12 protein-coding genes are annotated in these 13,572 nt (G+C 42.8%); 4 read left to right on the top strand and 8 right to left on the bottom strand.

Features of this window, described 5'->3' with window-relative positions:
• Window positions 1-12: 12 nt before the first annotated feature.
• Both ACE38W_RS19320 and ACE38W_RS19315 read left to right on the top strand, forming a co-directional pair.
• Window positions 13-3,186, top strand: a complete 3,174-nt coding sequence (locus ACE38W_RS19320) for an efflux RND transporter permease subunit (RefSeq protein ID WP_375833435.1) — start codon at window positions 13-15, stop codon at window positions 3,184-3,186.
• Entirely contained in the window at window positions 3,179-4,612 is a 1,434-nt protein-coding gene (locus ACE38W_RS19315) for a TolC family protein (RefSeq protein WP_375833433.1), read from the top strand. The genes ACE38W_RS19320 and ACE38W_RS19315 overlap by 8 nt, the downstream gene beginning before the upstream one ends.
• A 54-nt stretch (window positions 4,613-4,666) precedes the next feature.
• Here the strand turns inward: ACE38W_RS19315 and ACE38W_RS19310 are convergent, their stop codons facing one another.
• Window positions 4,667-5,410, bottom strand: a complete 744-nt coding sequence (locus ACE38W_RS19310; RefSeq protein ID WP_375833430.1) for an SDR family oxidoreductase — start codon at window positions 5,408-5,410, stop codon at window positions 4,667-4,669.
• A 74-nt stretch (window positions 5,411-5,484) separates the two neighbouring features.
• On the opposite strand from ACE38W_RS19310, the gene ACE38W_RS19305 reads away from it, so the two are divergent.
• Window positions 5,485-5,874: a winged helix-turn-helix transcriptional regulator gene (locus ACE38W_RS19305; RefSeq protein ID WP_375833428.1), complete on the top strand. Its 390-nt coding sequence runs from the start codon at window positions 5,485-5,487 to the stop codon at window positions 5,872-5,874.
• Window positions 5,875-5,911: 37 nt separating this feature from the next.
• Here ACE38W_RS19305 and ACE38W_RS19300 read toward each other — a convergent pair whose 3' ends face one another.
• Window positions 5,912-6,319 carry a DoxX family protein gene (locus ACE38W_RS19300; RefSeq protein ID WP_375833425.1) on the bottom strand — a complete coding sequence of 136 codons (408 nt, stop codon included), beginning with the start codon at window positions 6,317-6,319 and terminating at the stop codon, window positions 5,912-5,914.
• Between the two features lie 177 nt (window positions 6,320-6,496).
• On the opposite strand from ACE38W_RS19300, the gene ACE38W_RS19295 reads away from it, so the two are divergent.
• A complete protein-coding gene (locus ACE38W_RS19295; RefSeq protein WP_375833422.1) occupies window positions 6,497-7,066 on the top strand; it encodes an ester cyclase in 570 nt (189 codons plus the stop codon).
• Window positions 7,067-7,136: 70 nt separating this feature from the next.
• Here ACE38W_RS19295 and ACE38W_RS19290 read toward each other — a convergent pair whose 3' ends face one another.
• From ACE38W_RS19290 to ACE38W_RS19265, 6 genes are all read right to left on the bottom strand, one after another.
• The gene (locus tag ACE38W_RS19290; protein WP_375833419.1) at window positions 7,137-7,478 is read right to left on the bottom strand and encodes a hypothetical protein; all 342 of its coding nucleotides are present in this window, start codon (window positions 7,476-7,478) and stop codon (window positions 7,137-7,139) included.
• A 303-nt stretch (window positions 7,479-7,781) separates the two neighbouring features.
• The gene (locus ACE38W_RS19285) at window positions 7,782-9,185 is read right to left on the bottom strand and encodes an MBL fold metallo-hydrolase RNA specificity domain-containing protein (protein WP_375833417.1); all 1,404 of its coding nucleotides are present in this window, start codon (window positions 9,183-9,185) and stop codon (window positions 7,782-7,784) included.
• Window positions 9,186-9,210: 25 nt separating this feature from the next.
• A complete protein-coding gene (locus tag ACE38W_RS19280; protein WP_375833414.1) occupies window positions 9,211-9,723 on the bottom strand; it encodes a DUF4442 domain-containing protein in 513 nt (170 codons plus the stop codon).
• An 8-nt stretch (window positions 9,724-9,731) separates the two neighbouring features.
• Window positions 9,732-10,241 (bottom strand): thioredoxin family protein, encoded by a 510-nt coding sequence (locus ACE38W_RS19275; RefSeq protein ID WP_375833411.1) that lies wholly within the window; start codon window positions 10,239-10,241, stop codon window positions 9,732-9,734.
• Window positions 10,242-10,266: 25 nt separating this feature from the next.
• Entirely contained in the window at window positions 10,267-12,243 is a 1,977-nt protein-coding gene (gene ppk1, locus ACE38W_RS19270; protein WP_375833408.1) for a polyphosphate kinase 1, read from the bottom strand.
• A gap of 11 nt (window positions 12,244-12,254) precedes the next feature.
• The gene (locus ACE38W_RS19265; protein WP_375833406.1) at window positions 12,255-13,514 is read right to left on the bottom strand and encodes a Pycsar system effector family protein; all 1,260 of its coding nucleotides are present in this window, start codon (window positions 13,512-13,514) and stop codon (window positions 12,255-12,257) included.
• Between the last annotated feature and the right edge of the window lie 58 nt (window positions 13,515-13,572).

The raw sequence follows: 13,572 nt of genomic DNA, 5'->3' as shown, positions 1-13,572 counted from the left end.
TAACGTAGAGAAATGCTAAATAAGTTTATACAAAGGCCGGTACTGTCAATAGTAATCTCCCTCATCATTGTATTCCTTGGTGTGATTGCTGTTACGCAGCTGCCGGTAACTCAATTCCCATCTATCTCACCACCAAAGGTAAACGTAGTAGCAGAATATCCTGGTGCTAACGGTGAGTTGATGATCAAATCTGTGGTTATTCCGCTGGAACGTGCGATCAACGGTGTTCCTGGAATGAAATATATGGAATCCAGCGCCGGTAACGATGGTGAGGCAAACATCCAAGTTGTATTCAACCTGGGTACAGACCCTAACCAGGCTTCATTGAACGTACAAAACCGTGTGGCTTCTGTAGTAAATAAACTACCGCCACTGGTAGTACGTGAAGGTGTGAAGATCAGCCGTGAAGAATCAAACATGCTGATGTACATCAACCTTTACAGCACGGATCCTAAGGCTGACCAGAAATTCCTCTTCAACTTTGCGGATATCAACCTGCTGCCAGAAATCAAACGTGTAGACGGTGTAGGTTTTGCGGATATCCTTGGTTCCAGGGAATATGCCATGAGGATATGGCTGAAACCTGACAGGATGCTGGCTTACAAGATCTCTGCTGATGAAGTAATGGATGCACTGGATAAACAAAGTCTGGAAGCATCTCCTGGTAAAACTGGTGAGAGCTCTGGTAAAAGATCCCAGTCATTTGAATATGTATTGAAATATTCCGGAAGGTTCAACAGTAAAGAGCAATACGAGAATGTTATTCTCCGCTCTAATCCTAATGGTGAGATCCTTCGTCTGAAAGATGTTGCTGAGATTGAGTTTGGTAGCTCCATGTACGATATCTATTCCAGTCTGAATGGTCACCCTTCTGCGGCTTTGGTTTTAAAACAATCTTACGGAAGTAATGCCAACCAGGTTATTAAAGACGTAAAAGCGAAGCTGGAAGAGATTAAAGCCAACTCCTTCCCTAAAGGAATGGAATATGAAATCAGTTATGACGTATCCAAGTTCCTGGATGCCTCTATTGAAAAGGTTATACACACACTGGTAGAAGCCTTTATCCTGGTAGGTATCGTGGTATTCCTCTTCCTGGGCGACTGGCGTTCTACGCTGATTCCAACCATGGCGGTGCCGGTATCATTGATTGGTACATTCGTATTCATGCAGTTCTTTGGTATCACGCTGAACCTGATCACGCTGTTTGCGTTGGTACTGGCTATTGGTGTGGTTGTGGATGATGCGATCGTGGTAATTGAGGCTGTGCATGCGAAGATGGAAGAAGAACATATAGGACCTTTCAAGGCTACGAAACGAGCCATGAAAGAGATTGCCGGCGCTATCGTGGCTATCACCTTCCTGATGGCAGCGGTATTTATTCCGGTAGCATTTATGTCGGGCCCTGTAGGTATCTTCTACCGTCAGTTCTCCATTACCATGGCTACAGCGATTATCCTTTCCGGTGTGGTAGCATTGACGCTTACGCCTGCACTTTGCGCCATGATCCTGAAAAATAATCATGGTAAGCCGAAGAAGAAATCAGTTGTAGATAAATTCCTGGCTGGGTTCAATAATTCATTTGACAGAGCTTCCAATAAATACCAGCGAATACTGGGAGTCATTATCAACAGAAGAGTTATCACCTTCGGTATCCTGGTAATATTCTGTATCGGTACCTATTTCCTCAGTGCCAGCGTGCCTTCCGGCTTCATCCCGAATGAAGATCAGGGTATGTTCTACGCTATTATCCAGACACCTCCGGGATCATCACTGGAAAGGACAAACGAAGTTTCTGAAAAACTACAGAAGATAGCGGAGAAGATAGAAGGTGTGAAATCCGTATCTGCACTGGCGGGTTATGAAGTATTGACAGAAGGTACAGGCTCTAACTCTGGTACCTGTCTGATCAACCTGAAAAGCTGGGATGAGCGTAAACAATCTGCACAGGAAATTATTCATGAACTGGAAGAAAAATCTAAGGATATCACTGGCGCCAACATCGAATTCTTCCAGCCACCAGCTGTACCTGGTTACGGTGCTGCTGGCGGTTTTGAGTTACGTTTACTGGATAAGGCAGGTATGGGAGATTCCCATAAAATGGAACAGGTAAGTAACGACTTCGTTAAAGAACTGAATAAACGTAAGGAGTTAGCTTCTGTGTTTAGTTTCTTCAGCGCCAGCTTTCCGCAATACATGCTGGAAGTAGATAACGACCTGGCACAGCAGAAAGGTATTACCATCGATAATGCGATGAATACACTTTCCACATTGGTAGGTAGTAACTACGAGATTAGCTTCATCAAATTCGATCGTCAGTATAAGGTAATCGTACAGGCAGCCCCTGAATATAGGGCCTTGCCTGAGGATATCCTGAAATTATATGTGAAGAATGACCGTGATGAAATGGTGCCTTTCTCTGCATTTATGAAGATGAAAAAAGTATATGGTTTGTCTGAGAACACCCGACACAACATGTACAATGCGTCTGAGATCAGTGGTTCTGCGGCACCTGGTTATAGTAGCGGTGAAGCGATCAAAGTAATTAATGAAATCGCGAAGAAAACATTACCGAGAGGTTATGGTATCGACTGGGCGGGTATTTCAAAAGATGAGGTAGCGCAAGGTAATCAGGCGATATACATATTCCTGATCTGTCTTGGTTTCGTATACCTGATTCTTTCTGCACAATATGAAAGCTTCATTTTACCACTGGCCGTAATTCTCTCTTTGCCTACAGGTATTTTCGGCGCCTTCTTCCTGTTAAAAGTAATGGGTCTTGAAAATAACATCTATGCGCAGATCGCGATGGTAATGCTGATTGGTTTGTTAGGTAAAAACGCGGTGCTGATCGTGGAATTTGCCGCACAACGCCATGAAGCAGGTATCTCTGTATTGAAGGCTGCGATGGAAGGAGCTAAGGTTAGGTTCCGTCCTATCCTCATGACATCCTTTGCGTTCATTGCGGGTCTTATTCCGCTGGTATTTGCCACCGGCCCTGGTAAGGTTGGTAACAGAACGATTGGTACTGCAGCTGCAGGTGGTATGTTGTTCGGAACCATCTTCGGGGTACTGATAATTCCTGGATTGTACTTCATATTCGGAACGATTGCCTCTAAACGTAAACTGGTGAAGAAGGAAGATGAAAACCCATTAACCGAAGAAATCGAGGACAAAGTATATGCATAAGCAAAAGATAAATAAAGGTATTGGAGCACTAGGAATTTGCCTGGCAATTGCAAGCTGTAAAGTGCCTGCAATTGTTCAGGTAAATGAAAACAAAAATGTGCCTCAAGCCTATAATGATAAACAGGATTCTACAAACATTGCTTCCATCAAATGGAGGGAATTTTTTACAGATAAAGATCTTGTAAACCTGATCGATACTGCGTTAAAGAATAACCAGGAATTACAGATCACATTACAGGAAATAGAAATCGCTAAAAACGATATCCGTTCTAAGAAAGCCGCACTGCTGCCAACAGTAGGAGGCAGGATAGGTGCTGGCTATGAAAAAGTAGGTAAGTATACCAGCCAGGGCGCTGGTGATGCTTCTGCCGAAATCACTCCAGGTAAAACAGTTCCTGAAGTATTAGGCGACTATAACATCTCCGCTTATGCCAACTGGGAAGTGGACATTTGGAAAAAGCTCCATAACGCCAAGAAAGCGGCAGTTACCAGATACTTATCCACAGTAGAAGGCAGAAACTTCGTGATCACTAACCTGATCGCGGAAATTGCTAATTCTTATTACGAACTATTATCGCTGGATAATCAGTTGCTGATCGTCAGACAATCAATAGAACTGCAGAAAAATGCACTGGATATCGTGAAGATCCAGAAGGAAGCTGCAAGAGCTACAGAGTTGGGCGTGAAGAAATTTGAAGCGGAAGTGCTGAAGTCGCAGAGTATGGAATATGATATCCTGCAACAGATCAAAGAAACAGAGAATAAAATCAATCAGTTATTAGGCCGTTATCCACAGGAAATTCCTAGGGATAAAAGTAATTTCCTGGCCTTGCTGCCGCAAATGGTACAAGAAGGTATTCCTTCTCAGTTGTTGGCCAACCGCCCGGATATCAAACAGGCCGAACTGGACCTGACAGCTGCTAAACTGGATGTTAAAGTAGCACGTGCAGAATTCTATCCGTCTTTCGGCATCTCTGCTACACTGGGTTTCCAGGCATTCAATCCTACTTACCTGTTCCGACTTCCTGAGTCGCTGTTATCTTCTCTCGCAGGAGATCTGGCTGGCCCATTGATCAACCGTAATGCTATTACGGCAGAATTCAACAGTGCCAACGCCCGTCAGATTCAGGCAATGTACAACTACGAACGTACTATCCTGAACGCATATGTGGAAGTATCTAACCAGTTGTCCAGTATCAATAATCTGAATAAGAGTTATGATATAAAATCTAAGCAGGTAGATGCATTATCTAAATCCATCGATATCTCTAATGATCTGTTCAAATCAGCCAGGGCAGATTATTTCGAGGTACTGATGACACAGCGTGATGCGCTAGAGGCTAAACTCGATCTGATAGAAACAAAAAGAGATCAGCTGAATGCTGTTGTTAATGTTTATAGAGATTTGGGGGGTGGTTGGAAGTAACTCTTCTCTTCTTTTAGGTGACCGTCTCTACTTGGTAGAGACGGTCTTTTTTTATTAGGCTATGCTCATACCGCCATCCATCACAAATTCCGCTCCGGTAATAAAAGCAGCTTCCGGACTGCAAAGGTGCGCCACCATCTTCCCAACATCTTCGGATTTACCCATATGCTTCAGTGGTACTTCGTTAATAATGATATTATGTAGGTCTTTCAACTGTTGATCACTCAGGCCTTGTTTGGAAAGTATCGGCGTTTCTGTTGGCCCCGGACTCACTGCATTCACTCTTATCTTTTTAGGCGCCAGTTCCATGGCTGCTATCCGCATAATGGCATTTAGCGCTGATTTGCTGGAAGAATAGATAGAAGCATTCGGGCGATTCATATGAGCAGTGTTAGAAGATAGAAAAACGACCGAAGCGCCTTCATTCAATAGTGGAATGAACCTGCTAAGCATGAAGTACGCACCTTTGAAATTGACATTCATAACGCTGTCGAATATACGCTCAGAGGCATCTTCAATAGCGCCGCTACCTAGTATGCCGGCATTGATAAACAAGATATCTACCTTACCAAATTGCGCTGCTATATTTTTAGCCAGTAATTCAATATCACTAACATTGCCCTGATCAGCTACCAGTGCGGTGACACCTAGTTCCTGACCTGCTAATTCCACGGCTTCTTTGCGGCGGCCGGTAATAATTACATGAGCGCCTTGCTCTTTTAAAACCTTTGCGGTGGCATATCCTATGCCGCTGTTTCCACCGGTGACTATCGCCACCTTATTATTTAAACCTTTCATGGCATTTTTAATTTTTGTCAAAGTTATACCGATGATGGTATAACTTTGTAACCAGTATCACAGAGTATACCAGTATGAAAGAAGATAAAAGACTGGAATTGGTGAAGGAAGTCCTTTCCAATCCTCGTAATCAGAAAGATGAAGTTCAAGCGCTTCAAGACACCATTTATGTTATTGGTGGAAAATGGCGACTACCTATTATCAATGCTATCTGTAATGGTAACCATCGTTTCCGGGAGATAGAGCGTAGCATTCCGGGTATTACCACCCGTATGCTATCGCGGGAGTTGAAAGAGATGGAGGCCAACCAACTGATAAAAAGAACGGTAACCCCCGATTATCCTGTAGTCGTGGAGTATACTGCCACAGATTATTGTCGTTCTTTCGGAGATATCATCCTGGAAATGATTAAATGGGGAAAGCATCATCGTGCTAAAATCATCAAGGGAAAAACAACAGAATAAAGCGGGCTATTACCCGCTTTATCAGCAAAACCAATTATTAACTGAACACCGCCTCCGTTGTGCGTGGCGTGATTTCCACCCTATATAATTTCCTAAACATAATGTAGGTTACTGATACCATTATAAATGCGATAATGGCATCTGTAGCAGCTGCAAGCCCCAGCACTGCTATCTTGGATCCAAAGGCGAAGAGAATATCGAAAAAGACACCTGCAAATACCCATTCTTTCAATCTTAATAATTTACCTGGTACAAGTAATACCGCTATACCAGAGAGTTTCGCAATACCCAGAATGTAGATAAAATGAGGAGGATAACCCAGTTGTTGTGTAATGCCCCATACTATTTGGTTGCCAGTAATTTCAAAGAAACCGCTGGCGCCAAACCATAAGCAAGTTAAAATGACGCCTGTCCAATAAATCAGTGTAGTTGTTTTCTGTTTCATAATATCAAGAGGTTTATTTGTGAATGATTATGACACAAAAATGCTGTGTGGCAGGCGCTTGGCATAATGAAAGTCCCTGAGTTGGACGAATCAAGGGTTGACCCGGGCAGGGAGAGGCGTGGACAAAAACTATTCTGTAAATATTGCTGTTATAGCGATCAATAAAAACTGCATATCATGAAAAGTTTTATTGGTGTTCTCGTGATAACAATCTGCATACTATCTGCCTGCAATACAAACGGGGGGGATGGTCATCTACAAGCTAAAGTAGATTCGCTGCAATCTGAACTAAAACAATACCGTGATGAAAAGGCCATGACCGCAATGCGTCTGCAACGCTTTGATAGTCTGGATTTCGACTTCTATTCAGGCCAGGAATGGGATTCGTTGGCAATCAGTCATGCACCTGATATTAAAGTGTATTATCCTGATGGCGCTATTACCACCGGATTATTTCCTGCCCATATTGATATGCTGAAGCCTATGTTCGTATTTGCACCAGACACAAAAATCAAAACACATCCGGTTCGCTTTGGCTCAGGCGACTGGACAGCAGTGATAGGAGAGATGACCGGAACGTTTACCAAGCCTATGCCTGTAGGAGGAGGCAAAACGATTCCACCTACAGGAAAGCCCTTTAAGTTGGGAATGGTAACGATAGGCCACTGGAAAGATGGTAAGATGACAGAAGAATATTTATTCTGGGATAACCAATCATTTATGAAACAAATTGGCCTTGGGCAATAAACGAAAGGGCCGTCTCTACTCAATAGAGACGGCCCTTTTCAATAACTTTAGGTAAAATAGGTACTGTAAATTATTTAAAGATACCAGCTTCCTTGCCAGCTTCTTTCTCAATCGCTTTCCACTTATTGTAGTTTTCTTCATCCTTAGCCTGCAGATAAGCAGCAGCTACCAGTCCTGCCTGAACATAGGTCTGCATTTTATCACCTTGCTTCTTAGCAATTTCGTATTGCTGTTCTGCATCAACAGCAACTTGGTTCTGGATGCTCTGCAATGATTCGTGTGCTTGCTTTTCCAGTTCTTTTTGTTGTTGCTCTTTACCGCCACCAACAAAGAACCAGATCAGAAAAATTAATACTACGGCGCCAACGATTAACTTAATGCGAGATTTCTTTTTTACTGTTTCGGTACTCATATAGGGATTAATTAAGAATGTTAAGATAATTGATGGGACTTAGATTAAGTATCAGATATGTATGAAATAATTTTGTGTTTTGATTTTAGTAAGATGCTCACTGCAATTATATTGCTGCCGAAATTCAAACCAGTTATAGCACGCAGTGGATTTAGCTTGGTAAGTTGGATTTTTAGGGAGATGATAAGCAGGAAAGATAGGTAGGATAATGAACTTGTCCTGTATACCGGAATCAAAAGCAAAAGAAAAAGCAGTGCTTTGGGCACTGCTTCACGAAATGTATTGGGTATAGAAAGACTTTTATCAGGTCAATCCAATCTCATAATGTCTGTAAGGAATTTCGATATCGAGGAAACCTTTCTTATGCAGCCAGTTTCTGAAAATCTGTTGTACTTCATACTCGCCATGTACCAGGAAGAGTTTTTTAATTTCTCTTGGGTCCTGGCAGGAAAGCCACTGGCTCAGGTCTTCATAGTCGCCATGTGCACTCATAGAACGTATCACGCCTACTTCAGCCTTTACCTCAAAGCGAGTACCATAAATGGATACTTCTTTAGCGCCACGCATCAGGCGACCACCAAGCGATTCAGGTTCGCAATAACCAACGATAAGAATAGTATTTTGTGCATCGTCAATGTTATTGGCAATATGGTGTTTCACCCTTCCTGCTTCCGCCATTCCGGAGGCAGAGATGATCACGCAAGGTTCCTTTCTGAAGTTCAGGTTCTTGGACTCATCTACTGATTTCACATAGCGTAAACCTGGAAAATCAAAGGGGTCACTATCTTTCTTAAGTAAATCAGAGACCTGTTTGTTAAATACTTCCGGATGTTCTTTTGTTACTTCAGTAGCTTCTGTGGATAAAGGACTATCCACGAATATGTCTATCCTTGGCAGCTTTCCGGCCAGTTGCGCGTTGTTCAGGGCATATAATAACTCTTGTGTACGACCCACGCTAAATGCAGGGATAATCAGTTTTCCGCCTTTTTCAACGCAGGTATGCTGAATATATCGTAACAACTCATCATCAGCTGGTTTGGCATCAGCATGCAGCGTGCTACCATAAGTAGATTCCATCAAAATATAATCTGCCTGTGGAAAAACGGCGGGTGACTTCAGGATAGCATCGTTATAACGGCCAATATCGCCACTGAAAGTTATCTGCTCTGTCTTGCCGTTTTCTGTTATGCGCAGATGCACAGCTGCTGCGCCCACGATATGGCCTGCATCGGTAAACATTACCTGGATGTCTGGATCTATCTTTGTCCAGGTGTTATAGCCTGTAGGCTTCAGAAATCCGATGGACATCTTCGCATCATCCACAGTATATAAGGGCTGCAGATAAGGAGCGCCTTCTTTTGCGCGCTTCTTATTGGAAAACTTGATATCATCTTCTTGTATTTCTGCAGAATCCAATAACAGGATTTCTGCCAAATCCCTGGTTCCTGGTGTGCAATAGATAGGGCCATTATAGCCTTGCTTGATCAGTCGTGGAATAAGCCCCGTATGATCAATATGTGCGTGAGACAGCACCATGTACGTGACTTCCTTCGGATCGAAGCCAAACTCCCTGTTTAATGCGTCCGTTTCTTTTCCCATCCCTTGGAACATGCCACAATCGAGTAGGATTTTTTTACCATTCTTCAAGGTGATCAGGTGCTTGGACCCCGTTACTGTACGGGCGGCGCCATGAAATGCTATCTTCATAACTTAGGATATTTTGTGAACAGATTTACTTTGATTTAAATGACCATGTAATTGCAAAAGAGGCAACGAGTATGCCATCTTTATTTTTGCCCTCTGAACGAACGGTAATTGAAGTAGGTTCCTTATCCCGGATTGCCTTTTCCATGGCTGCTTTCATAGCAGGAATATCCGCACAGGTAAAATAGGTTTTACCTACTGCCTTTTTCATATAATCAGCCTGCATACTTGTTACCAGCATGGATATACGTGCTTTGGTACTTTTGGTATACATCATCGCAGGCAGTCCTGTGCTTAATTCTGCGGCCATAGACAAACATGCGAAATACGTAGAATTAAATGGATTCTGCGATAGCCACATATACGGTACACTTGTTACACATTGTTCTTCTGATACCGATATCAATCTAACGCCGGAAGTCCATGCTGATGGAAGTTTCCAGAACATGAATGCCGAAAACTTAAACGGATGCTGTGCAAATCTTATAAAAGATTGCACAGCATCCGTATCAAAGTAAGTGATGCCGTTTTCTATGGCCATAACTTTATTTATTCATTGACATAATTAGAAGGTAATAATGCAGCCGGACTCCATTGTTTCAGCATCTCCGCTACTTTCTTCTTATCATATGAATCTGCTGACTCCAATAAACCGGTATTCTGTGTATGAAGACGATTGCCTTTTGCATCCAGAATAACAATTACAGGAAATCCAAATCGTTGTGGATAACCTAACTCTTTTAATACAGGCAGGTTTTTGTTTTCCTTACTGTAGTTCAGATGATATACCACATAATTCTTTTCCATAGCTGATTTCAGCTCTGGGTCTTCTTCTGTGAATTTGTAAAAACGTTTGCACCAGATACACCAGTTACCACCAATCTGTACCAGCACATGCTTATTTTCTTTTGCTGCCTGTGTAATCGCTGCTGTTAAGTCTTTCTTCGCATCGGCAGTAGGATTGTAGATATGTTCTAAATCCAGGTTATGCGTCTGAGCATTGGTTCCGGGAATAATAAAACCGAAACTCAATACCAGCATCCATACATACTTCTTCATAAACAAAATATTCAATAATTGTAATTTACTCTATTTTCCCGATATACGCTGCAATTGCTGTCTGGGCTTGTGCAGGGTCCTGCAATTGCAGGTCCACCATGTCTTTCAGCTGTTTTTTGATCTCCGGATCGTATACCGGCACGCATACTTCTATACGTCTGTGCAGGTTTCTGTTCATCCAATCTGCAGAGCCCATAAAGATCTCTTCTTCGCCATTGTTGTGGAAAATGAATACCCTGGCATGTTCCAGCCATCTATCCACGATACGCACCACTTTAATATTGGAGTTGGGTACCAGGCAGCATATACTACGAACGATCAGGTCTACCTGTATGCCAGCATCGGCTGCTTCGTACAGTTTGGCTATCATGGCTTTTTCCTGAAGGTTGTTTAGCTTAATGGTGATCCTGGCTGGTTTGCCTGCCTTGGCATTTTCGATCTCACGATCTATCAGCCATTTGAAACGGTCAGTCATGTTGAACTGAGCCACCAGTAAATGTTTGAAGTCTAGGTACTGGAAGTCTGCAGGCTGTTCTCTACTTTGTAAGTAGAGAAACAGTAGCTCCATTTCGCGTGTAATACCTGGGTGAGCGGTAAAAAGAATATGATCTGCATAGAAACGGGCCGTACTTTCATTAAAGTTGCCAGTGGCTATCAGTCCGGAATAATCGTGGTAGTATCCTCGCTTACGCTTCACCAGTGCGGTTTTTGCATGTACCTTCATGCCAGGAATGCTATACACGATTTTAACGCCGGCATCTTTCATACGTTTAGACCAACGTATATTATTAGCCTCGTCGAAGCGTGCTTTCAGCTCCACGAACACCGTCACCTGCTTACCGTTTTTAGCGGCGGTGATCAACGCCTGCGCTATCTGAGATCCGGAGGCTATACGATAAAGGGTGACGTATATCTCCGTGACATCTCTATCTATCGCAGCTTCATTGAAGAACCGCAGGATATAGTCATAGCGTTGATAAGGTACATGAACCACCAGGTCTTGCCGTTGTATCAGATCAAGAATATGATCTGTTTCTGCTGCCATGGATATTTTGGCGGGAACATTCTTTGGATAAAAAACATCCGTCAAAGGCAATGGCAGTGGGAAATCAGCCAGGTCTTTCAGGTTATGATACCTGCCGCCTGCCACCATTTCTTCTGGCTTTATTTTTAAATGACTGGCAAGATATTGCTGCAAAGGCATTGGCATAGCGGCATCAAACAAAAAACGGGTAGGTACACCCAACTCACGCTTCTTGATCAAGGTCTCTACTTCTTCCAATATATCTCCTTTAAACTCGTCCATATCCATTTCTGCATTACGGGTAAGCTTAAAGCTGTAACAGCCATTTATCTGATATTCCGGGAAGATATAATTGAGATGATAACGTATGATATCATCCAACATCGTTATCTGAGCGAGATCGTTTTCCTTTGGCAGTTGATAAAACCTCGGTAATGCAGCCGGGATATTTAATAAGGCATACTCGATCTGTTCCGGCTTTTCCACACTGGACAATGATATCGCGAAATGTAAGGCATTGTTTTCCGGGAAATATTTTTTGTCTGGGTCAGATAGAAATACCGGTTGTAAATAAGTCAATATACTGGTAAGCAGGTATTCTTTTGTCAGCTTCTGCTGAAGCTCAGTAAAGGGCTCATTGTAGCAAAGGTGAATACCACGATCCTTCAGCGCTGGCAGAATTTCTTTGGTCAATATCAGACCGTAGGTTTCTTGTTGCCGGTTAATCTCCGTCATAACCTGTCGGAGTGTATCCTGACTCACGGTTTCGTCGCCGCCGGCATCTGGTTCCTTTTCCAGCAGCTTGTTTACCGCCATGATGGCTGGCATCCTAACCCTGAAAAATTCGTCCAGGTTGGAAGAAAATATAGACAAGAATTTTATTCTCTCGTATAGAGGTACTTGTTGGTCTTGTGCCATGGTAAGTACCCGAAAGTTGAACGACAACCAGCTCAGGTCCCGATTAAACAAAGGCGTCATAACTGTTTCACTTAAACTTTAACCGGAAAAAATATTGCAGCAATCATAAAGGCCAGCACAGAGGCTATCAGGCCAAACATAAATACGTTATAGGATATACGAAGTAGCTTGTATTTTTTACCGAGTACCACGCCAAGATGATATACATCTCTTGTCATACTGCTATAAAGAAAGTCTGCATCATTCATCATCTGCTTCATTCCCCACTCATATTCATCTAATGTCATCCTGTAAAAATTGCCAAAGAACAAGAGGTTGGCATCTTTACGGGAGATATCATCTTTGGTAAATGTGCCACTGGTAACATTAGGTCTGGTGGCTAATACCGCAAAGATGACGGTTACCACGCTGGTAGTAATAAATATCAAAGATGGAATCAAAAAGTTAGGATAATCTTCAAGTCTGCGTATCAACACACTCAATAAAATGGAGATGATGATAGAGTTGACGGAGATCATGATATGGGCCTTGCTATCAGCCATAGAGCTGAGGCGTATATGGTTCGTAGAAGTGATACGGAACATGGTTTCAACGCCGCGTTCCGGCTTTTTCAATTTCTCTTCTTTTACCTTTCCTGGCTTTCTTATTTCTGTGAGTGGTTGTCTGTTTGCTGTACCTGCGTTGATTTCTGGAGTTTCAGCAGTATTTGCCGTCTTGGTTTCTTCTGCCAGTCGCTTGTCCAGTTTTTTCTGCATTTGCTTGATGTTATCTTCTTTCTGTTGTTTAAGAAGAGTTCTTGCATAGTCTGTCCAGTACTGATGTTCCGTCAGGAATTTGATATTGCCTCGCAGCCACTCAATCCTGTTGATTTCTTTTTGATGAACGAGTTCTACTTCATGTCTGAGCAGCTTGCTCCTGTCAGCATATTCTTTGGTACCCAGGTGAAATAAGTCGGCATCACAAACGATTTGCTCAATGAGATTTTTCGGTGACTGTGGCATCTTTGTAGCCAGTATACAGCCTTTCACCATTTCTTGCAACGACTCGGAAGCACCTTGTTCCTGTAGGAATTTTACCGCTTGTGCTGCTCCTTCTATTTCATGTACTTTGCCTTCTCCTTCCAGGTAACCTTCGTCGTGAAACCAGGCAGCCACATACACAGCAGTCAGCTCATCATCCTGAAGATGGTAATGCGCAGCTATCTGCCCGGCGGCACTTACTACCGCCTGCGTATGTACGAGGTTATGATATACCAGTGTTGGTCTGGGATTGTCTCTATACCTTGCCAGTACGTATTCTTTTGCTGCATCTATAATGGCTGTATTTTCCATATTACGAAGATGATTAAATCCAATCTGAAGTTACTGTATTTTTGAGTTAAATTTAAGC

The sequence above is a fragment of the Chitinophaga sp. Hz27 genome (assembly GCF_042263525.1).
Lineage (GTDB): Bacteria > Bacteroidota > Bacteroidia > Chitinophagales > Chitinophagaceae > Chitinophaga.
The sequence above is the reverse complement of the archived record's forward strand: the minus strand, read 5'-3'. Positions and strand labels throughout refer to the sequence as shown.